The following is a 22,747-nucleotide window of genomic DNA, read 5'->3' on the forward strand; positions in this document are numbered from 1 at the left end:
TGTGTCGGCAGGAATTATGCCAATCATATAGAAGAGTTGAAAAACGAACGTCCAAGCGAGCCAGTTGTTTTTATGAAACCTGATTCTGCGGTTTTGCTGAAACAGCATCCGTTTGTAATTCCAGAATTTTCTGAAGATGTTCATCATGAAGTTGAAATAATCGTAAAGATTAATAAAGTTGGAAAATATATTGAGCCAAAATTTGCTCATAAATATTATGATGAAATAAGTGTAGGAATCGATTTTACTGCTCGAGACTTGCAAAGTAAATTGAAAGAAAAAGGACTTCCATGGGAAAAAGCCAAGGCTTTTGACGGTTCTGCAGTTATTGGTGATTTTTTGCCAAAAACTGATTTTGTTTCTATGGAAAATCTTAATTTTGAATTAAGAAGCAATTCAGAAACGGTTCAAAAAGGAAACTCGAGTATGATGCTTTGGAAGATCGATGAATTAATCGCTCACGTGTCTCAGTTTTTTACATTAAAAATAGGAGATATTATTTTTACAGGAACGCCAGCAGGTGTTGCGGCTGTAAAACCAAATGATGTTTTAGAAGGCTTTTTAGAAGATAAAAAATTATTCAGAATACAAGTAAAATAATGGCTTTAAAATACAACCTTTCGAAAGTATATGCGCTTTCAGATAACGATCCTGAATTTGTAAATCAGATTTTAACTTTATTTGTTACAGAAGTACCAGAAGATTTGAAACAAATTAAAGAAGGAATTAAAAAGAAGGATCATAAATATGCTTATTCGTACGCACACAAAATAAAGCCCACATTAGATTTAATGGGATTAAATGTGGCTTTTGAAGAAATTTTGCAAGTAGAAGCTTGGACAAAAGCTGAAGGCAAGAAAAAAGATATTATCGAAACTTTTAAAAGTATTAAAGTACAAGTAAAAGAAGCGATTAAAGAAATTAAAAAAGATTTTGATCTTTAATATAAAATTTGACTTATTCCTGTTTTAAAGGAATAAGTCAAAACATTTTTTAAATTTTGTAAACAGGCTTATAGTTTGTAAAAGCCGTTAATACCTTCCTCCAAGACAAAATTTAAATTTTCTACTTATAAATTATTGGCTTATTTATTTAAGCGACAAAAATATTTCACTGATATGAAAGCAGCAATTATTACTATTGGAGATGAAATCTTAATTGGCCAAATCGTAGATACAAATTCGGCTTTTATTGCTAAATCACTCGATAGAATTGGAGTTGAGGTGGCAGAAATGCTGTCAATTAGCGACGATAAAAAACATATATTAGATACTTTTGCTCAGTTGCAAAATAGAGTAGATGTTGTAATTGTAACTGGCGGATTAGGTCCGACAAAAGATGATGTTACAAAGAAAACATTCTGCGAATATTTTAATGATGAATTGGTTGTAGATCAAAAAGTTTTGGCGCATGTAACCGAATTGATTGAAGGTTTTTATAAAAGACCAATTTCTCAATTGAACAAAGATCAGGCTCTAGTTCCGTCAACTTGTACTGTTTTGCATAATAAAGTGGGTACGGCGCCAGGAATGTGGATGAAAAAGGAAGATACTGTTTTTATTTCGCTTCCAGGAGTTCCTTATGAAATGAAATATTTGGTAGAAGAAGAAATAATTCCAAAGATTGTTCGTGAATATAAACGCCCTTATATTATTCATAAAACTATTTTGACTTATGGTCAAGGAGAAAGTTTAGTTGCAGAACGTATTGAGCAATGGGAGAATAATCTTCCAGAATTTATAAAATTGGCTTATTTGCCAAATCCGGGACGAGTTCGTTTGCGTTTGACCGCCAGAGGAACTAATAAAGAAGAGTTGGAAGAAGCAATAGAATCTAATGTTCAGTCTTTAGATGCTATAATCCATGATATAATTGTAGGCTACGAAGAAAACGAGACAATCGAAACAGTAATTGGCAAATTGCTTTCTAAGCAAAACAAAACGATCTCAACAGCAGAAAGTTGTACAGGAGGAAGAATTGCTTCGCTACTGTCATCTGTTCCGGGCTCATCAGGCTATTTTAAAGGAAGCGTTGTTTCTTACGCAACAGAAGCCAAAGTAAATGTTTTGGGAATTCCGCAAAATTTGATTGATCAGTTCTCGGTCGTAAGTGCTGAGGTTGCTTCGGCTATGGCGCTGAGCGTGAAAGATTTGCTGAAAACCGATTATGCGCTAGCAACAACAGGCAATGCAGGGCCTTCAAAAGGAGATTCTGATGCCGAAATAGGTGCTGTTTTTATTGCTTTAGCAACTCCAAACGGAGTAATTGTGGAAGAATTTAACTTCGGACAACCGCGTGAAAAAGTGATAGATAGGGCATCTATCAAGAGTTTGGAAATTTTGCAGAAAGAAATTTTAAAATTTGTGCAATAATTTTTTGCTACAATGGTTTATTTTTCTTTTCTTTGCACCCTGATTTTGAATAACGATAAAAGATAAGTATAATGTCAAGAGTTTGTGACCTTACAGGTAAAAGAGCGATGGTAGGAAATAACGTTTCTCACGCTATGAACAAAACTAAGAGAAAGTTTTCTGTAAACTTAGTTAAAAAGCGTTTTTATCTTCCAGAAGAAGATAGATGGATTACTCTTAGAGTAGCAGCATCTACGATAAAAACAATTAATAAAAATGGAATCACTGCAGTTTTGAAAAAAGCGCAGTCAGAAGGATTTATCAAATAATCTTTTCCTAAATAAATATATAGCAAGATGGCAAAGAAAGGTAATAGAATCCAGGTAATTTTAGAATGTACTGAGCACAAAGCTTCTGGTGTTGCAGGAACTTCTAGATATATTACAACTAAGAACAAAAAAAATACTCCAGACAGATTAGAGATTAAAAAATTTAATCCAGTTTTGAAAAGAGTAACTGTTCACAAAGAAATTAAGTAATAATTAGAGATTTTTATAAATCTCAAATGGTTTAGCCATTTCGAGTTTTATGAAAAACTTCAAATAACATTTGAATCATGGCAAAGAAAACCGTAGCATCGTTACAAACAGCTTCTAAGAGATTGTCAAAAGCCATCAAAATGGTGAAATCTCCTAAAACTGGTGCATATACATTCGTAGAATCTATTATGGCTCCTGAAGAAGTTGATGAATTCTTGAAAAAGAAATAATTACAATTACATTATATAGAAAAGCTACTTTCATTTCGGAAGTAGCTTTTTTATTACCTATATTTGTCTAAAAATTTAAAGAATCGTAACAATTGGCCTTTTTTTGAAAAACAATTGCGCTTTCTTTAAAGATTTGGATTTCTTGCGTAAAAATCAAGAAATCTAATAAATCTAAATAATCTACAAAAAATGAGTTTTTTTAAAAAATTATTCTCTACCGAAAAAAAGGAGACTTTAGACAAAGGTCTTGAAAAAACAAAAACTACTTTTTTTTCAAAGTTAAGTAAAGCCGTTGCAGGGAAATCTAAAGTTGATGATGATGTTTTAGATGATCTGGAAGAAGTTCTTGTAGCTTCTGATGTTGGGGTAAATACTACTTTAAAAATTATCACAAGAATTGAAAAGCGTGTTGCTGAAGACAAATATCTAGGAACAGAAGAGTTAAATCAAATTCTTCGCGATGAAATTGGTGCTTTATTATCTGAAACAAATACAGGTGAAGCAACAGAATTTGAAATTCCAAAAGATAAAAAGCCTTACGTTTTAATGGTTGTTGGAGTAAATGGAGTAGGTAAAACGACAACAATTGGTAAATTGGCTTATCAATTTAAAAAAGCAGGACATAAGGTGGTTTTAGGTGCAGCTGATACTTTTCGTGCTGCAGCAATTGATCAATTGCAAGTGTGGGCAGATAGAGTAGATGTGCCAATTGTAAGGCAAAATATGGGAAGCGACCCAGCTTCTGTTGCTTTTGATACTTTGCAATCTGCAGTTGCCCAAAATGCCGATGTTGTTATTATTGATACTGCTGGACGTCTTCATAATAAAATCAATTTAATGAACGAGCTAACAAAAGTAAAACGTGTAATGCAAAAAGTAGTTGCTGATGCGCCTCATGATGTGCTTTTGGTTTTGGATGGTTCTACAGGTCAGAATGCTTTTGAACAAGCAAAACAATTTACTGCTGCGACAGAAGTTACTTCATTAGCTGTAACTAAATTGGACGGAACTGCAAAAGGCGGTGTTGTAATTGGTATTTCAGATCAATTTCAAATTCCTGTAAAATATATTGGTGTGGGTGAAGGAATTGAGGATTTGCAAGTCTTTAATAAATATGAATTTGTTGACAGCTTCTTTAAATAATTAATTGATGAAAAACATATCTGCTTTAACGTTTTATTTTGCTAGTGTACTATCTTTTGTTCTGGCAAATGTTTTAAAAGATAAAAATCTTTCGATATATTATGTTTTACTAGTTTTAGGAATAGTTTTATTCTTTTTGGGAGTTCTTAAAAGAATACGTTCTAATCGATAAATATAATTGAAAATTTATTGAGTCTTTAAATAGGATGCGTTTAGACGTTTCTATTTGAAGACTTTTTTTGTGCTGTCTGCTTTGAAAAATAGTTGAATGTGTTTTCGATTTTTTGTTTCTTTTGATGATTATAAGACTATCTTTGTAATCCAAGAAAAATTTCTTTTGAAAACAGGAATCCTTGCTTTGATAAGGCAGACATCTTTTTGCTTTTTCCTTTAAAAGACAAAAGATATAATGGACGACAGCACATATGCAGTAGCGAACTAATGGAGTAAATGTCTCCTAATTCTTAGACTTCATTTCAAGAAAAAAGAATAAAATTTAATAACTTTATTTATGAAAAACACTTTTATAGTTTTGTTTTGTTCACTTTTGTTTGTGAGCTGTAAACAGGAAGTAAAACCTGCAGATATTGCTAAATTGAATGGCTATTGGGAAATTGAAAAAGTGATTTTTGAGAAGGGCGAAGAGAAGGAGTATAAAATGAATGAGACTTTTGACTTTTTTCAAATTAAGAATAATAAAGGTGTCCGTACGAAAGTGATGCCGCAATTTGACGGTACATTTTTGACAACAGATACTTTTGAGAATGTTTCGGTGCGTTTTGCTGGAGAACAGGTTTTCTTAGATTACAAAACGAAATATGCAAAATGGAGCGAGGAAATTATCTCTCTTTCTGATGATGAATTAGTGGTTAAAAACTCACAAAAAATAGAATATCATTATAAAAAAGCTGGACCAGTAAACCTTTTGAACGATGGCGAAAAGACTAAATAACGAAAGTACTATTAGTGCTGTTTTACAGCAAATTATTCAAGTGAACAAATTGCAGCCAGGGATGGATCAAATTGATGTTCGTGACGCTTGGAAAAATCTTATGGGAAGCGGTGTAAACACCTATACTCGGAATGTTGTTCTAAAAGGAAGTACGCTTTATGTAGAATTAGGTTCTTCTGTTTTGCGCGAAGAATTAACTCACGGAAAATATAAAATCGTAAAAATGATTAATGAAGAACTTGGACGTGAGGTGGTGAAGGATGTTGTGCTTCGCTGATTTTAGATTTTAGATTTTAGATTTTAGATTTTAGATTTTAGATTTTAGATTTTAGATTTTAGATTTTAGATTTTAGATTTTTACATATAAAAAAATCCATTCGCTTAGCGAATGGATTTTTTTATTAGTGATAGTTAGATTTAGCAATCTGAAATCTAATATCTACAATCTAATATTATTAGAATTGCTCTCTTCCTGCAAAGTGGAATGCGCCTTCGATTGCAGCATTTTCGTCGCTGTCAGATCCGTGAACTGCATTTTCTCCAATTGAAGTAGCGTATGCTTTACGAATAGTTCCTTCAGCAGCTTCAGCTGGATTTGTAGCTCCAATTAAAGTTCTGAAATCTTCTACTGCGTTGTCTTTTTCTAAAATAGCGGCAACAATTGGTCCACGAGACATAAATTCAACTAATTCTCCGTAGAAAGGTCTTTCTGCGTGAACTGCGTAGAATGCTTTAGCATCAGCTACAGTTAATTGAGTTAATTTTAATGAAACGATTTTGAAACCACCATTTGTGATCATTGCTAAAATATTCCCGATGTGCCCATTTGCAACAGCATCTGGTTTAATCATTGTAAAAGTTCTATTTGTTGCCATTTTATATTTTATTAAATTTTGTGCAAAAGTATACTTTTTTTATGAATTGATTTTAATAAATTCATAATTTAAACATGCTGGAATGATGTTTTGAGCAAGAAATCTTAAAAATTTATTTTTTGAAATAAAAAAAGACGCTTTATTGTGCGTCTTTAATATGGTCTTTTAAGCATTATACTTTAAAAATAAGTTTGTTTTTGTAGAATATCCATAATATAAATGTCCAGATTCCAACGTATGTTAATGCACCTGCTAAAGATGCAGTCATTGCATTACTAAAAAATGGTGCAATTCCGAAACGGTATAGATAATTTAGAAGGTTGATTTGTTCGCCTGGAAGTAACGGATGCTGAAAACTAATCATTATCAAAGCTTGAGGAATAATCTGCGAAGCAAAGAAAACAATCATAGGATTTACTCCCCAAATAATGAATAATTTGAAACCTTTTTTGTATTCTTTAATGTCGATGATGTAATACAAAACAGTTAAGCAGACAATTGCCAATCCTGTGGTGTATAAAACATAACTGCTTGTCCAGATTGATTTGTTTATTGGGAAAACCAAATCCCAGATTAGGCCAAAGAAAATAAGTGAAGTTCCCATCATTCCCATTCTTTGTGCTTTTTGGATTTTGGTTACAGAAAGCAATAAAATTTGTCCGATAAACAAACCTATTATTCCATTAACAATTGATGGTAATGTGCTTAAAATTCCCTCTGGATCCCAAGTCTTGGTTTCGTGATACATATGTCCTTTTAGGAAAACGCTGTCAATCCACGCGGCCAAATTTGTGCCTTGGTCTAAATTAGCTTCTCCAAATCCTGGAACAGGAATTAAAGTCATTACTGCCCAATATCCTAAAAGTAAAAAAGTTCCTGTAATAATTTGAGTTTTTCGAGATGTCTTTAAATACAAAAGTGAAACCACAAAATATACAACGGCAATACGCTGTAGAACGCCTGGAAGGCGAACGTCTTGATAGCTTTCAAATCCGCCATATGCTAAAATGAGATAAAGAGCCAATATCCCAAATGCAAAAATATTTTTTAGTCGTGTGCTGAAATTGCCCATTAATGCATAGCCAACAGCAAAAGTAATGATTAGGCGTCCTATTAGAAGTGGGATTCCGTCTAAACCAAACAACTGAATTTTTCCAAAGAAGTTAAAGAAAATCCCTAAACAGAACATTCTTAAAGAACGAATCAGGATTTTGTTGAATGTCGTTTCATCGTATTTTTTCTCTGGCATTGCAAGAGGAACTGCAACTCCCATTATGAAAATGAAAAACGGAAATACAAGATCGGTTGGTGTACAGCCATTCCAGTGCGAATGTAAAAGTGGCGGATAAACATTTCCCCAATCACCGGGATTGTTTACAATAGTCATCAATAGAATTGTCAGTCCGCGAAAGACATCAAGCGAAATTAGGCGTTCTCTTACCATTAGGTTAGCTAGTTAATAGGTTATAAAATATAATTCTATTTGGTTTGAGAGAGTAATGATTTAGGAAATGTGCTGGTTATTTGTTCCTAAATCATTACTTTATAGTTTCTAAAGATAATTATTTTAGATTATTATGATGTCAAAATTATGTTCTAATGGCTTTAATTTCTGAATTAAAAGCGGAATTAATTGCTCCCCTTTTTCTAAATAAAATTCAGAAAAATTAGCTTGACGTTCCTGAAGACTATTGTTTGGAAACAATTCGCATTGCAAATCTGTAACTCGCTCCAATTGATCTGCCAGTTTTCTTTTTTGTGCTTTTAATAAACGTTTTTCTAGATTTTCTAAACCTTTCTTTTGTTTTACTTCTTGTGCTTTTACGGCACCAGAGAAAGATTTGTCGGTTTTTTCAGCCAATTCAAAAAGATAGGCAAATTGTTTGTCAAGTGCTTCTCTTTGCGGAGTTAAATCAATTGGAAATGGAGAAAGTTTATGTGTAATTTCGTTAACCAAGCTTTCAGATTTACTGAATAAATCTTTCCAAGTTAAATTTAAATTATCTGCTTTTTTAACTTGTTTTTCGGTTGCTAAAAGAACTGAATTTCGAACTAATAATATTGGAAAAGTAATATTTACAGCCTCAAAGAAAGCTTTTAATTCTAGCCAATAAGCAATTTCTCCGCCTCCGCCAATGTAGCAAAGATTTGGAAGGATAATTTCCTGATATAAAGGACGCATGATTACGTTTGGACTGAACTTTTCAGGATTGCTTTCTAATAATTTAAATATTTCATCTTTAGAAAATGAGATTTTAGTGTTGTTAACCACATATTTATCATTTTCAAAAATAATTCTTTCGCGAAGCTTATCTTCAATATAAAATAAATTAATCTCACGCGGATTTACTTGAACGGTATAAGCAGAAAGTTCTTCAATAGACTTTTGAACTTCTTTAAATGAAGTCTGATTCTCTAATTCTTCTTTTACAAACGGAATAAAAGCGCGTTTTAAATCGGCATCGTCTGCATCTATAATTACTAAGCCATAACTTGCAAAAAGTGCATTTGCTAAATAGCGAGTCGCATCGGCTAGATTTTCATGTTTTAAATAAGCATCTTTAAAAAGCTTTTTAAGTGCGTTTGCATTTGTACTTGAGCCTAATTCTAGAGAATAAACTTCAAATAAATCTTCTAAGCCTTCGGTTGATAATCTTCCGACTGGACCAGTGCTTTCAGCATTCCAACGGATTTTTTTTCCTTTAAAATTAAAATAATTGATTTCTTCAAAATCATGATCTTCAGTAGCCATCCAATAAACTGGAACAAAATTGTGCGAAGGATATTTCGACTTTAATTCTTTGGTTAAATTAATCGTAGAAATAATTTTATATAAAAAATACAGTGGTCCGCTAAACAGATTGAGCTGATGTCCAGTTGTAATTGTAAATGTGTTTTCGAGTGCTAAAAGCGAAATATTCTGTTTGGTTAAATCTGATGCTTCAATATTTTGATATTGTTTTTGCAGAGTTGCAACCAATGCTGTTCTGTTGTTATGGTCAAAATTCGCAGATTTTTCGGCTATTTGTTTTTCGAAATTTTCTAGGCTTGGGAAATTATTGTACAGCGGTTTTAACTCTGGTTTTTGATCTAAGTAATCTTGCATTAGTTTAGAGAAATATCCAGAAGATTGAAAGCTGATACAGTCGGTAGGCATAATTTTAAGTTTATTTTTGACAGCTGTAAATTTAATGAAAATATACAGTTAAAAACGCTTTTAACGAATGCTTAAGATTTGATTTTTGATTTTTATTTTAAAATACGTAAAATCAAGTTTTTATGTTTGATTAAAACACGTTGTTTTTAAATGGAAAACACATGAAATTTGTTAAAAAACGAGAAGTGTTTTAAAACTAATTCTTCTAAAGATGAATTATTAATAATGAAACTATATTTTTGTAATCAAAAAAAAAGTTATATCCGTTTTACATGAAAACTAACCCAAATAAAAAGAACTCTTTAAAGCACGTTCTTTTTGGAAGCCTTATTGGTACCACAATCGAATTTTTTGATTTTTATATTTATGCCAATGCAGCTGTATTGGTTTTTCCGCAATTATTTTTTCCTAGTTCAGATTCGACAATGGCGACTCTGGAATCTTTAGCAACTTTTTCTATTGCCTTTTTATCTCGTCCATTGGGGTCTGCTTTTTTTGGACATTATGGAGATAAGATCGGGCGCAAGTTTACTCTTGTAGCAGCTTTATTGACAATGGGAATTTCGACAGTTACAATCGGATTTTTACCTAGTTATGCCAGTATTGGCGTAGCAGCACCTTTATTATTAATGCTTTGCCGATTCGGACAAGGTGTTGGTTTAGGGGGAGAATGGGGAGGAGCTGTTTTATTGGCGATAGAAAATGCACCACCAAATAAACGTGCGTGGTACGGAATGTTTCCGCAATTAGGCGCTCCAATAGGATTGTTGCTTTCAGGAGGAACTTTTCTTTTGTTAACAGATTCCATGAGCAACGAAGATTTTATGAATTATGGTTGGAGAATTCCTTTTATTGCTAGTGCATTTTTGGTAATAATTGGTTTTTACATTAGAACTAAAATTACAGAAACACCTTCGTTTGAAAATGCCAAAAAACATGAAGAAGAAGTCAAAGTTCCGTTTTTAGAATTGGTGAAATCATATAAAAACCAGTTGATATTTGGAACTTTCGCAGCGATTACGACCTTTTTGGTTTTCTATTTGATGACGGTATTTACATTAAGTTGGGCAACCTCAGATTTAGGAATCGTTAAAAGAGACGGATTATTAATTCAGTTATTCTCAGTTTTGTTTTTTGCTTTGTTTATTCCAGTTTCGGCTGTTGTGGCAGATAAAATTGGTCGACGTAAAATGCTTATCGTAGCGACAGCGGCTATCGCTATTTTCGGATTCTTCTTTTCTTATTTTTTAAGTATTGGAAATATTACGCAAGTAGCCATTTTTGCTTGCATCGGAATGTCGTTAATGGGTTTTACATATGGGCCTTTGGGAACTTTTTTATCTGAATTATTTCCAACGAATGTTCGTTATTCTGGTGCTTCGTTGACTTTTAATATGGCAGGAATTCTAGGAGCTGCTTTTGCGCCTATGATTGCAATTTATCTAGCTTCTACATATAGTGTGAGTTATGTAGGCTATTATTTAACTGCCGCAGCATTGATATCTTTAGTTTCGTTTATGGTTATTAGCAAAGACGAACATAAATTTTAAGAATCTCTTTTTAAAAATATTTGAAAGCAGTAATAAAAAAAAATTACTGCTTTTTTTTGTTTGTTTAAAAAGTATTTAGATATTTGTCTAAATATATAAATGTAATGAATGATATTTTTAAAGCATTAAATGATGCAACTAGAAGAGAGATTTTGGATCTTTTGAAAGAAAAAGATATGTCGGCAGGTGAAATTGCAGATGTTTTTAATATTTCAAAACCAAGCATTTCTCATCATTTAGATATTTTAAAACGAGCCGATTTAATTACGTTTGAGAAAAATGGACAGTTCATTATTTACTCCATCAATACCACCATAATGGAAGATGTTCTGCAATGGATACTAACCTTTAAAAAATAAAAAATGAAACTAGAATTTAAAAAAGAGCTTCCTCTAATTGGAATTGTTTTGATCCCTTTTATTTATTTAGGCACAGTTTGGAATAGTCTGCCAGAAATAGTACCTATTCATTGGAATTCTAAAGGAGAAATAGATGGTTGGGGAAATAAATTTACTTTGATTGGAATGCTTTTTATACTTCCTGTTTTTACTTATATAATTATGTCTGTCATTTCAAAGATTGACCCAAAGAAAAAGATGTCCTTGATGGGAGGAAAGCTATATCAGCTTAAATTTGTTTTGGTTCTTTTTATGTCAATTTTAGCTTTGTTTATTATTTATAGCACCAAGAGCCAATCTATTTCTATTCCGAGTTTTATCTTCGTTTTAGTTGGAGCCTTATTCGTGATTTTGGGCAATTATTTTAAAGTAATTCAACCCAATTATTTTATTGGAATAAAAACACCTTGGACACTAGAGAATCAAGAAGTTTGGAAAAAAACGCATTTATTTGCTGGAAAACTTTGGTTTATTGCTGGTTTAATTATCATTGTCGGAAGCTTAATTTTTGAAAGTTCTGCCTTCTCTAAAGTATTTTTGACAATTGTATTTGGTATAGCTATAATTCCTATTGTTTATTCTTACTTAAAGTATAGAAGCTTGAAAAAGAATGGAAGTTTATAGATTTATTAATTATGATAAAAGTAATAGTTGCCCTGATAGAATTGTTGATAGACTATGTCATAAGGTCTTAATAAAAAAGGTTCGTATTTTAAATACGAACCTTTTTTATTAGAGTTAAAATTACCTTTTTAAAGAAAAGTGTCCTCTAAATTCTTTACCATTAAATCTTGTAACCGTAAACCAATAATCTGAAGAAGGTTCTTGATTTCCTAAGTAATTTCCGTCCCAAGAAGTATTTAATATTAGTTCTTTTATGAGTTTTCCGTAGCGATCAAATATTCTAATAGATGAATTAGGAGCCAAATAATTAGGATCGATTGTCCAAGTGTCATTGTGGCCATCACCATTTGGAGTAAAGAATTTTGGATAGGGAAGTTCTTCAACAAAATGAATGCATTCTGATGTTGTAGCTCCAAGAATATTTACCGTTACAGGAATTCTATCACTTTCACAGTTGCTGATTGTTTGAGAAGCATAGTAAGTTATTCCGTCTTCAAGAGAAGTTGATTCTGATAAAGGATTATTTGATGAAGTACTTTCGTACCATTTTATATTTTGACCATCTATAGCAATATTACTGATTTTGGCATTTTTTTGAATGCAAAATGATTGTGGCGAATCTGAAAATGGAATTGAAGTATCCTGAATTTTTACTGATACAGCAAATCTTTCACTTTCGCAGTTATTTATTGTTTGTGTTGCATAGTATGTTCTGGTTTCTAATAAATTAGTTTCAGACAAAAGACTTCCATTAGTTGCAGAATCGTACCATTTTAAATCTGTTCCTTTTATATTAAGGTTCTCTAAAGTAGCAATTTGGTCAATACAGAATTGCTGACTACTCTTACCGGTTGGTAAGGCAGTGTCATAAACGTGGACTAGAATTGGTATTCTATCACTTTCGCAACCAACAGTTTGTGAAGCATAATATGTTCTATTATCTTCCAATAATGCTGTATTTGATATAGGAGAAGCGGAAAAATTAGTATCGAACCATTTTATATTTTGGCCTGTGATTTGAATGTCGTTAAGAGTCTTATTTTCTTTTTTGCAAAATGCCTGTTCTGTATTTGCATTTGGAACAGAAGGGGTATTAACGATTGAAACAGTGATACCAAATCTTGAACTTTCGCAATTGTTTTCTGTTTGAGAAGCGTAAAAGGTTTGTCCGTTTTGTAGAGCGGTAGTTTCTGGCAGTAAAGAGCCATTTGTAGATGTGTTATACCATTTTATTGCAGTTCCAGTGATTTCCAGATTTAGAATTGTTGGATTTTGTCCAGTACAAAAAGATTGTTTTGGATTTCCTGTTGGGGCTAAAGTATTTAGAATGTTAATAGTGACAGGAATTCTTTCGCTTTCGCATCCGCTTATAGTTTGTGAAGCATAATAAGTCGCTTTATCCTGAACTACAGTTGTAATTGGTACAAGTGTTCCTGCAGTTAGGTTACTGTACCATTTTATATTTTGTCCCGTTATTTGAACGTCGGTTAAAGTTGCATTTTGCTGAACACAGAAAATTTGTGGAGAAGCTGCGTTAGGTAATGGTTGTTGTGTAATTGTAACCGTTTGATTTTGAGTTGATGTATTGCCATTTCCATCATTATAATTCCATACAATTGTGTAAGTTCCAGGCAATGTATAAGATAAAGGACTTGTAGTGGTTGCAGTAATTGCGCCTGCACAAGCATCTGTAGCGGTTGGAATTGTTGTGATAATGGTGTTGCAATCTCCTGTTATTGATGGAAGAGTTGCTAAATCTGGCACTGGAGTTTCGATATCGCCAATTATCACATTGGTTTTTTGGGTATCGTCACAACCGCCAGTTCCAGTAATTAAACAGATATATTCGCCACTATTTGTTGATGAAACATTTGTAATTGTTGGGTTTTGATCTGTTGATGTAAAACCATTTGGACCTGTCCAAGAATAATTAGTTCCTCCCGATGCTTTTAATTCTAATGTTTTACCTATACAAATAGGAGAGTTGCTTGAAATTAATGGATTTGTCAAACATTCTTGAAATTTTACAAGATAAGTTTCGTAATCACCATTCGGTAGATATTGAAAAGAATTTGTTGTGCTAATTCCATAATCAGTGACGTTTAAATATGAGCTAACTGATCCAAAAACATAAAGAACGTCAAAGTCGTCTGCAGTAATTTGAGGACCAAATGGAGAATGATAAAATCCTAAAAAGGTTCCCCAAATTTTTTGGCATTGAATATTTAACTTAATAATAAATGAATTACCATTTGAATTAATAGGATTAAAAGCATCAGGAGATGCAATATCCCAATAAGAGGCTGATTCTCCGGCAATATATACTTGATCTTTATTGTTAGAATAAATTGAGGTAATTTTCCCTTTAGAATAGCTTAACCATGTTTTGTTTTGAGTTTTTAAATTAAAGCTGGCAAAATAACTGCTTCTAACAGTAGTTAGCATTGTTGTTTCAAAAGCATTAGGTGTAGCTATATCAGTGTTTTCAGTTTCTCCTGAGAAATAAAGATTATCTCCTGTTATTTTACAATTATAAATCCAATCACTATTTTGGTCACCAAAATAAGTTCCCCATATACGATCTCCATTTGGAGAGAATTTTATTATCATCCCATCTCCATCGCTAGCATTATTAGTTGGGATGCTATAATTAGGCTGGTACGAATTTGAAGTCGCAATACCAGATGTACTTCGGGTAGATCCCACAAGAATTATATTTCCATCTGGATCTATATCTGAATCTTCAATAAAGTCATCATTTATTCCTCCTAAATAAGTACCCCAGATTCTGTTGCCATCACTATCAAATTTTGCCAGAAAACCATCAAAACGATTATTATCTATCACCGAGTCTTGAAATGAATTAGGCGTAGCAATAAAATCATCACTGGTAGTTGATCCGCTTAAATATACATTGTTTTGATTATCAACAGATATACTGTTCGCAAAAGTTAATCCATTATCATTTCCATAATAGGTTGCCCATTGTCTAATTCCGTTTGAATTTAGTTGACCTAAAAACATTTCATCATAAGAACCAGATTTGTTTGGTTTAAACGAATTTGATGTAGATATGTTATTATTGCTTCTGCTATTTCCACAAAAAAATAGAAGAGAATTATTCTTGGAAATCTTTATTTCTTTTATAAAGTCATCAAGCTGTCCTCCATAATAAGTAGTCCATAATCGATTTCCATTTTCATCAAATTTTGAAATGAAACCATCCAAAATAAATGTTGAAGAGTATAGTGATGAACCAAATACAGTCTGATGTGCTCCTGAGGAAGCCAAATTTGTCATACTCCATGTTGCCCCAGCCGTGTAAACATTATTTGATGCATCACGATCAATTGAATAATTTTTGTCCCATCTTTCTCCTCCAATAAAAGTTCCCCAAAGTCTATTCGGCACAGGATCGATTACAACTTTTTTTCCAATCAAAAAATTTGCAGAACGAAATCCATAAACATTATTTTGTAATTTTTGGTACCCTATAGTAATCATCTTTTTATGTCCTTTTTCTTCAATCCAGCTTGCAGGAAGTGTTTCTTCCATTTTTCCAAAACGTACACTCATTTGGATTTTATTATCAACTAGATCTGTTTCGGCACCATTAAATTTCAATTTTATATCAGAGATTTTTCCTTTGGGATGAATGACAAAATTATATTCAACCGTTTTTTGAGAATCCTTAGGGATTGTAAAAACAACATCAATATTGGGATAAATATTTTTGTAGGTAACCTGTTTATATTGATAAACTCCTAGAACTCCTTCAGGTTTGTCTGGAACGTTATAATAATTGTCAAAATCAGAAGATTTTTGTTCCGTAATTAATTCAACTTTAGGATTAGAATTGACAAAATCAATATCGACCCTATGAAAAACATATTCTAGATTAAATTCTTCTTTTTGATCTTTTTTTGGAATATGATAAGGCAATGTTTTTGCTGTTACTGAAGAAATAACAGGATTTTTTTTTACTTCATAAATATCATATGAAAATCCATTTTTTTTCAATTGAACATTTAATCCATTGGAATTAAGTAAATATAAAACGGAGGCGTTTGATTTTCCTTTTTGATCAACAATCTGACCTTTATTTTCTTTAAAACCTATTGATTGAGTTGTGTTTTGAGAGAATGCTAGAAAATTCCATAAAAGCAAAAAAGCGAAATATTTTTTCATATAATTTTTTATCTTTTTAAAGAAAAGTGTCCTCTAAATTCTTTACCATTCAATCTTTTTACAATAAACCAATAATCTGAGGAAGGTTCCTGCTGTCCAAGATAATTTCCGTCCCACGAAGCATCTGGGCGCAATTCTTTTATGAATTTTCCGTAACGATCAAAAATTTTGATGCTGCTGTTAGGAGCTAAATAAGCGAAATCAATTGTCCAAGTATCATTATGGCCATCGCTATTTGGAGTAAAGAATTTTGGATAGGGAAGTTCTTCAACAAAATGAATGCATTCTGATGTTGTAGCTCCAAGAATATTTACCGTTACAGGAATTTTATCACTTTCGCAACCGCTGATTGTTTGAGAAGCATAGTAAGTTATTCCGTCTTCAAGAGAAGTTGATTCAGATAAAGGATTATTTGCTGAAGTGCTTTCGTACCATTTTATATTTTGACCCTCTATAGCAATATTACTGATTTTGGCATTTTTTTGAATGCAAAATGATTGTGGCGAATCTGAAAATGGAATTGAAGTATCCTGAATTTTTACTGATACAGCAAATCTTTCACTTTCGCAGTTATTTATTGTTTGTGTTGCATAGTATGTTCTGGTTTCTAATAAATTAGTTTCAGACAAAAGACTTCCATTAGTTGCAGAATCGTACCATTTTAAATCTGTTCCTTTTATATTAAGGTTCTCTAAAGTAGCAATTTGGTCAATACAGAATTGCTGACTACTCTTACCGGTTGGTAAGGCAGTGTCATAAACTTTTACTATTACAGGCGTTCGGTTGCTCTCGCAGCCAACAGTTTGAGATGCATAATAGGTTTTATTGTTTTCTAACAAAGTAGTATTCGACAGAGCACCTGCAGAAAAAGCGGTGTCGTACCATTTTATATTTTGGCCTGTCATTTGAATGTTGCTTAATTTTGCATTCTCATTTTTACAAAACTCTAGATTTCCATTTGCAGTTGGAGCTACTGGTGTGTTTATAATTGAAATTGTAACTGCCAATCTAGATCCTTCGCAATTATTTTCTGTCTGAGAAGCATAATAAGTTTTTCCATTTTCTAGATTTGTTGTTTCTGCTAATAACGAACCATTGTTTAGTGCGTTATACCATTTTATTGAAGTTCCCGTAATTTTAATAGTTGCTAAAGTTGCACTTTGTCCTGTACAAAATGTCTGATTTGCATCTCCAGAAGGAGCAGGAGTATCTTGAATTTTTATAGACACAGTAACTCTTTCGCTCTCACAGCCATTTATAGATTGCGAAGCATAATAAATCTTAGCGTTTTGAAGCAAAGTTGTATTGGATAAGAGAGATCCGTTTGTTAATGCGTCATACCATTTTATGTTTTGTCCTGTAATTGTAATTGAATTTAATGTCGCATTTTGTTGAATACAGAATGTTTGAGGGCTTACAAGAGTAGGCTTTGGAGTAAAATTTGTAAAAGGAGTTATAGTAACTGTGGTTGCATTTGAGATACAGCCCTTATTATTTTTGATTTTAATAGAATAAGTTTTTGGGTCAAGATTTGATTTCACTGCAGTTGTAATCCAGCTAGCGCCATCATCAAAACTGTATTCTGATGCAACATCGGTAATTGTAATAGTGCCTTTAGGATTATTGCAATCGGGCTGGATAGTTGTAAATGCAGGATTGCTCGGATAATCTGTTGGAGGATTAATGGTAGTAGATAATGGAGCAGACTCGCAGCCACGACTATTTTTAACTCGAACCATGTAGGTTCCAGCAACTAAATTACCTGAATTTGGATTGGCTGAATAATTTTTACCATTGTCAAAACTATATTGTGCTGCAGTACTTGTAATCGAAATTGAGCCAAATGGATTGCTGCAAGTAGTAGGTTGAGTAACATTTAAAGTTGGAATCGAGGGAGCATCTGGCGCTGCATTTATAGTTGCTTTATATGCAATAGATGGACAGCCATTTGTATATTTTATTCGGATAAAATAACTTCCAGGAGATAGACTGGCAGTATTACTGTTGCTCCAATTAAGACCATCATCAAAACTATATTGATTTGCAACTGTAGTAACCATAATACTTCCGGTAGCCGAATTACAGCCCGTTGGTTCAGTAACTACAACTTGTGGCGCTTCAGGTATTACAGGTGCAGCTTGTATTGTGACAGGCGCAGCAAGAGAAATACAACCAGATTTATTGATCATCAAATTATAGGTTCCTGCAGATAAATTAGATTTTGTTTTAGATGTTCCAAATGTAATTCCGTTATCAAAACTATAGAGATCAGCAGCGGTATTAATTGTAATTGATCCTGTAAAATTGGTGCATGTGGGCTGAGTTGTTGTAAAAGCAGGAGCTGCAAGCGGTGATAATGGCGATATCGTGACTTTAGCAGCATCTGAAACACAACCTACCGAATTTTTAATTTTTACGAAGTATGTACCTGGAGATAGATCAGTTTTTGTATTAGAAAAAACATAAGTTAATCCATTGTCGTAACTATAAGTTGATGCATTTGTTGTAATGGTAATAGAACCTTTTGAAGAGGTGCAATTTGGTTGTGTTGTAGTGAAATTTGGAGCCGCAATTGTAGTGCCAGAACTCAAGTTGGCGATAGTTGTTAATGATTCGCAACTATATGAATTTGTTTTGATTTTAATAATATATGTACCAGCTCCTACATTTACTTTCGTAGGACTCGTTGTCCAACTGTTTCCGTCATTGAAACTATAACTAATCGCTGGTGTTGTTATGGTAATGGTACCATCGGTTGCGCCACAAGAAGAAGGTTGAACTATCTTCACATCGGGTGCGGCAGGAATTGCAGGAGGAGTGTTTATATAAGTATAACTACTGGAAGAGGTACAGCCTAAAGTATTTTTTATTATTACATTGTATGAGCCGTCAGCTAAATTTTTCTTTATAGGGTTTGTAGTCCAAGTTGTTCCTCCATCAAAACTATATTGGTCTGCAGTAGAATTTACTATTATAGTTCCTGTAGGATTACTGCATGTAGGCTGAATAGAAGTTATATTTGGTGACGGTAGGTAATACTTGTATATGTAAACATATTGTGAATTTGATTTACAACCTGTTGCATTTTTAATAAGTACACTATAAGACGTATTTGCGGGATTTAATAAAATTGGATTTGTAGTCCAAGTGGTACCTCCATCAAAACTATAATTGTCAGCAGGAGTTGTAACGGTAATGCTTCCGTCATTTCCGCAACTAGGTTGTACTACTTTTATGTTTGGATTGGGCAGATAATATGGATTAATGTTTATTGATAAACCATAAGATTTACAACCTGCCGCGTTTTTTATCATGATGTTATAATAACCAGAAGTAAGTCCAGAAAGAACAGGCTTAGTTGTCCAAGTATTACCATTGTCAAAACTATAAAAAGCAGCAACTGTTGCAATAGTAATGCTTCCATTAACGCCGCATGTTGGTTGGATTACTGTAAAATCAGGATTAGGCAAAAAGTATTGTTGCAAGTAAGTATAAGTGTTGTAAGGATTAGATATGCATCCAGAAGCATTTTTTACTACTAAAGAATAAGAGTTTGGACTAAGATTAGTAAATGAAGGATTAGTACTCCAAGTATTACCCCCATCGATACTGTACTGTGCTTGGGTTGAAGTAAAGGTTATGCTGCCTCCAACTCCACAAGTAGGTTGTGTTGTTTTGAAGGTAGGATTTGGCAGATAAAACTCTTGAAGGTATACTGAGTTCGAATTAGAAACGCAACCTTGAGCATTTTTAATCATAGGGTAATAATATCCCGGCGAAAGATTTGAAAAAACAGGATTTGTTCCCCAACTTGTTCCATCAATGCTGTAAAAGCTTGCAGTAGTATTAATTTTAATGCTTCCTTTTGTTCCGCATCCTGGTTGAACGATGGTTAAATTGGGTTGTGCCAACTTCGAAGAGTCCAAATAAATGGAAATGTAATTGGATGTACAATTCCCTTTTTTTATCATTAAATTGTAAGATCCTTGGCTTAGATTATTAAAAACCTTATTTGTACTCCAAGTTGAACCATAATCGATACTGTAATAATCTGCAGTAGTGTTGAATGTAATATTGCCAATATTTCCACAACTTGGATTAGTGGCTGTATAATCTGGATCAGGGAGTCTTGCAGTGTTCATTTGAACGCTTACAGAGTTAGAAACACATCCTAAACTGTTCTTTACTACAAGAGTATAATATCCATAAGAAGTAATATTTGGTAACGAAGGAGAAGTTCCCCAAGTATAACCTCCATCAAAACTGTAAGAACTAGCAGTTGTATTTATCGTAATACTTCCCGCAGATGTACAAGTTGGTTGCACAACAGTGTAATCGGGTACATCAATATTTGGATTATTTAAATAAGCAGTATTTGGATAAGAGGTACAGCCAAGGCTATTTTTTATAATTATATTATAAATGCCAGGAGGTAATGATTTAGAATTTAAAGTTGTCCACGTTGCGCCATTGTCAAAACTATAAAAGTCGGATAATGAGTTAATAGTGATTTTTCCGTTTGTACCACAAGTTGGCTGTTCCAAGCTAATAATCGGGGTATCCAAATAAGGCTGATATAAATAAACATAATTAGCAGAACTGATACATCCTGCACTGTTTTTTATTTTTATTTGATAGGTTCCAAACGGTAAAGTTTTAACATTATTGCTAGTCCAAGTTGCCCCATTATCAAAACTATATGAATCTGCTACTGTAGTAATAGTAATGCTTCCGTCCCTTCCGCAAACAGGCTGTTCAGTTGTATATTCGGGATAGGAGTCCTTAAAATCATTTAAATAAGCATAGGAATAACCAGAAGTACAACCTAAAGCATTTTTTATTCCTAAAGAATAGCTTCCTGCATCTAAGTTGCTCATTTTGTTATTTGTAACCCATGTAGTTCCTCCGTCAAAAGTATAAAAATCAGAAAGAGTATTGATGGTTATGCTTCCTTTTGTATTACAAGCGGGTAGTACGATTGTATAAGTTGGAGTTTCTAAAGTATTGCTACTAATGAGTACATTATTTGCTGATGAAATACAACCTTGTAAATCTTTGGTTCGAATTTTATAAGTTGCAGGTAAAAGATTGTTAGCAATAGGATTATTTCCCCAAGTTTTACCATCATCAAAACTATAGTACGAAGCTGGAGTTATAATAGTAATACTGCCCGTATCTCCACAAAATAAAGGATTGGTATAGCTGTAATTTGGATACGAAGTAGAAGCCGCTGTAATAGTAACACTTTGCGAGTAAGAAGTACATCCATTTACAGTCTTTATTTTTACTAAATAGTTTCCGGGGTATAAATTACTTTTTGTAGCGTTTGCCTCCCAAGTTGCGCCATCATCAAAACTATATTGTGATGCCGGAGAAGTTACTTTTATTGTTCCTGTCGTTACAAAACAAGAAGGTTGCGTAATTTGCAAGGTAGGAGACACAGCAGTTTGGCTAGGTTCGATACTAACACTTGCATCGCTAGAACATCCAAAAGAGTCCTTCACAGTAACAGAATAATTTCCTAGCGAAGTTACCGTAATACTTTGGGTAGTTGCTCCAGTACTCCATAAATACGAAGCTCCTGAAGAAGCGGTTAATACAGTGCTTCCAGAGCAAACATTTAAAATACCTGTAATATTTGCTGTTGGATTTCTCACCTCTAAATTGGCGGAAATTATTTTATAACAAGTTGCATCCTTACTCACTCTAACAAAAATAGAAGCACTTGAACTTGGATAACTTGTAAAATTGGTGATAGCATTCAAGTTAGATTCTGCCTCATTATAATTTTTGAAATAACTAAAATTTAACCCCGTTGTAGAAGGAACTATTAAAGAATTTAATTTAGATAAATTAAAGTTTTCAGTTCCGTCGCGGTTGGCATCACATTGAGATATTTTTGCAGTTGTTACATTAATAGTACAGCTGGAAGAGCAATTTAAAAAAGAAATATCCCAACCAGGATTTGCGTCAGGATCTGTAGCAGAATCAAATGTGGTTCCAGAGCATGAAGTTCCAGAAATGTTATAATCTATTTGTACGCCTACATTATAATTAGCATTTGTAATATTTGGAAAATCACTGGTTTTTAATGTAAAACAAAATTTTTTATTTGTTGTGTCTAAGCTTGAAGTAGTTGATGTACTGTAAACAGACACATTATTGCTGTTGTAAACATTTAAAGTGATTTTTTTTACTGATGCAGAAATTCCTCCAGAATTAGGAATAGTATAATTGCCACAAACTGAAATTGGTAAAGTCGGACAAACTTTATTCAAAGGATCAAGCTCTATAGAACCTTGCAAGTTTTCTGCAGAGTGTAAGGTACAAACATCATCAATATACATATACCCAAAATGCCCGCCCAATCCACATCTTGAAGCCATAAATTCAACGGTAAACTCCTCATTATTTGGAATTGATGAAATGTCCAATATTCCAGATTGCCAATTGGTAGTATATAAAGTAACAAAATCAGAATATTGACTCGGAACCTTGCTGAAAATACAATTTTTTTCATCTCCAACCAAACAAAATTCACTCACAACTTTTTTGTTTTTATCTAAAATACGTGCTTTTACAAAAGCTTGATTATCCGTATGACTATCGTCGTACACACTTTGCAGTACCGCTTTGTAATTAAATTTTAGATAATTTTCATTATTGGTTTTAAACCTTTTGCCCTGAACAATAGAGCCATAGGTAGAGGAGTTCTCATAATTGATTTTAAGAGCATATTG

At 32.9% G+C, this 22,747-nt stretch carries 18 protein-coding genes; 13 read left to right on the forward strand and 5 right to left on the reverse strand.

Features of this window, described 5'->3' with window-relative positions; translation table 11 throughout:
• The 10 genes from B3J44_RS14215 to B3J44_RS14260 form a co-directional block, all read left to right on the forward strand.
• Positions 1–600: fumarylacetoacetate hydrolase family protein (locus B3J44_RS14215; protein ID WP_286969062.1), on the forward strand; the 600-nt coding region annotated here is incomplete at its 5' end.
• Complete coding sequence (locus tag B3J44_RS14220) at positions 600–944, forward strand: Hpt domain-containing protein (protein ID WP_008468078.1); 345 nt, start codon at positions 600–602, stop codon at positions 942–944. The genes B3J44_RS14215 and B3J44_RS14220, both read left to right, overlap by 1 nt.
• Positions 945–1,118: 174 nt before the next feature.
• A complete protein-coding gene (locus B3J44_RS14225; protein ID WP_286969067.1) occupies positions 1,119–2,372 on the forward strand; it encodes a CinA family nicotinamide mononucleotide deamidase-related protein in 1,254 nt (417 codons plus the stop codon).
• A 71-nt stretch (positions 2,373–2,443) separates the two neighbouring features.
• Entirely contained in the window at positions 2,444–2,680 is a 237-nt protein-coding gene (gene rpmB, locus B3J44_RS14230; protein WP_008468080.1) for a 50S ribosomal protein L28, read from the forward strand.
• Between the two features lie 27 nt (positions 2,681–2,707).
• Positions 2,708–2,890, forward strand: coding sequence for a 50S ribosomal protein L33 (rpmG, locus tag B3J44_RS14235; RefSeq protein ID WP_011963553.1), 183 nt, complete (start codon positions 2,708–2,710; stop codon positions 2,888–2,890).
• A 77-nt stretch (positions 2,891–2,967) separates the two neighbouring features.
• Positions 2,968–3,120, forward strand: coding sequence for a DUF4295 domain-containing protein (locus B3J44_RS14240; RefSeq protein ID WP_070261881.1), 153 nt, complete (start codon positions 2,968–2,970; stop codon positions 3,118–3,120).
• Positions 3,121–3,309: 189 nt separating this feature from the next.
• Positions 3,310–4,263: a signal recognition particle-docking protein FtsY gene (ftsY, locus tag B3J44_RS14245; protein ID WP_198858344.1), complete on the forward strand. Its 954-nt coding sequence runs from the start codon at positions 3,310–3,312 to the stop codon at positions 4,261–4,263.
• A gap of 7 nt (positions 4,264–4,270) precedes the next feature.
• On the forward strand, positions 4,271–4,435 hold the full coding sequence (locus tag B3J44_RS14250; protein WP_286969100.1) for a hypothetical protein: 165 nt from the start codon (positions 4,271–4,273) through the stop codon (positions 4,433–4,435).
• 339 nt (positions 4,436–4,774) lie between these two features.
• Entirely contained in the window at positions 4,775–5,215 is a 441-nt protein-coding gene (locus B3J44_RS14255) for a lipocalin family protein (protein WP_198858345.1), read from the forward strand.
• Positions 5,196–5,492 carry a DUF721 domain-containing protein gene (locus tag B3J44_RS14260; protein WP_095931056.1) on the forward strand — a complete coding sequence of 99 codons (297 nt, stop codon included), beginning with the start codon at positions 5,196–5,198 and terminating at the stop codon, positions 5,490–5,492. Before B3J44_RS14255 ends, B3J44_RS14260 begins: the two co-directional genes overlap by 20 nt.
• Before the next feature lie 178 nt (positions 5,493–5,670).
• Here B3J44_RS14260 and B3J44_RS14265 read toward each other — a convergent pair whose 3' ends face one another.
• The 3 genes from B3J44_RS14265 to bshC form a co-directional block, all read right to left on the reverse strand.
• Positions 5,671–6,090: a nucleoside-diphosphate kinase gene (locus B3J44_RS14265; protein ID WP_031456090.1), complete on the reverse strand. Its 420-nt coding sequence runs from the start codon at positions 6,088–6,090 to the stop codon at positions 5,671–5,673.
• Positions 6,091–6,262: 172 nt separating this feature from the next.
• The gene (locus tag B3J44_RS14270) at positions 6,263–7,534 is read right to left on the reverse strand and encodes an acyltransferase family protein (protein WP_286969113.1); all 1,272 of its coding nucleotides are present in this window, start codon (positions 7,532–7,534) and stop codon (positions 6,263–6,265) included.
• Between the two features lie 123 nt (positions 7,535–7,657).
• Positions 7,658–9,247, reverse strand: a complete 1,590-nt coding sequence (bshC, locus tag B3J44_RS14275; RefSeq protein WP_286969119.1) for a bacillithiol biosynthesis cysteine-adding enzyme BshC — start codon at positions 9,245–9,247, stop codon at positions 7,658–7,660.
• A gap of 272 nt (positions 9,248–9,519) precedes the next feature.
• Here bshC and B3J44_RS14280 point away from each other — a divergent pair, with 272 nt between their 5' ends.
• The 3 genes from B3J44_RS14280 to B3J44_RS14290 all read left to right on the forward strand — a co-directional run bounded on the left by B3J44_RS14280 (position 9,520) and on the right by B3J44_RS14290 (position 11,819).
• Complete coding sequence (locus B3J44_RS14280; RefSeq protein WP_286969124.1) at positions 9,520–10,797, forward strand: MFS transporter; 1,278 nt, start codon at positions 9,520–9,522, stop codon at positions 10,795–10,797.
• Between the two features lie 104 nt (positions 10,798–10,901).
• Positions 10,902–11,156: an autorepressor SdpR family transcription factor gene (locus B3J44_RS14285; protein WP_198858349.1), complete on the forward strand. Its 255-nt coding sequence runs from the start codon at positions 10,902–10,904 to the stop codon at positions 11,154–11,156.
• A 3-nt stretch (positions 11,157–11,159) separates the two neighbouring features.
• Positions 11,160–11,819 carry an SdpI family protein gene (locus B3J44_RS14290; RefSeq protein WP_286969126.1) on the forward strand — a complete coding sequence of 220 codons (660 nt, stop codon included), beginning with the start codon at positions 11,160–11,162 and terminating at the stop codon, positions 11,817–11,819.
• A gap of 120 nt (positions 11,820–11,939) precedes the next feature.
• Here B3J44_RS14290 and B3J44_RS14295 read toward each other — a convergent pair whose 3' ends face one another.
• Together B3J44_RS14295 and B3J44_RS14300 are read right to left on the reverse strand one after the other, a co-directional pair.
• Positions 11,940–16,007, reverse strand: a complete 4,068-nt coding sequence (locus B3J44_RS14295) for a T9SS type B sorting domain-containing protein (RefSeq protein WP_286969131.1) — start codon at positions 16,005–16,007, stop codon at positions 11,940–11,942.
• A gap of 8 nt (positions 16,008–16,015) precedes the next feature.
• A complete protein-coding gene (locus B3J44_RS14300; protein ID WP_286969139.1) occupies positions 16,016–22,624 on the reverse strand; it encodes a T9SS type B sorting domain-containing protein in 6,609 nt (2,202 codons plus the stop codon).
• Between the last annotated feature and the right edge of the window lie 123 nt (positions 22,625–22,747).

This window comes from Flavobacterium sp. UBA4854 (assembly GCF_002399805.1).
GTDB classification, from domain to species: Bacteria; Bacteroidota; Bacteroidia; order Flavobacteriales; family Flavobacteriaceae; genus Flavobacterium; species Flavobacterium ginsengisoli.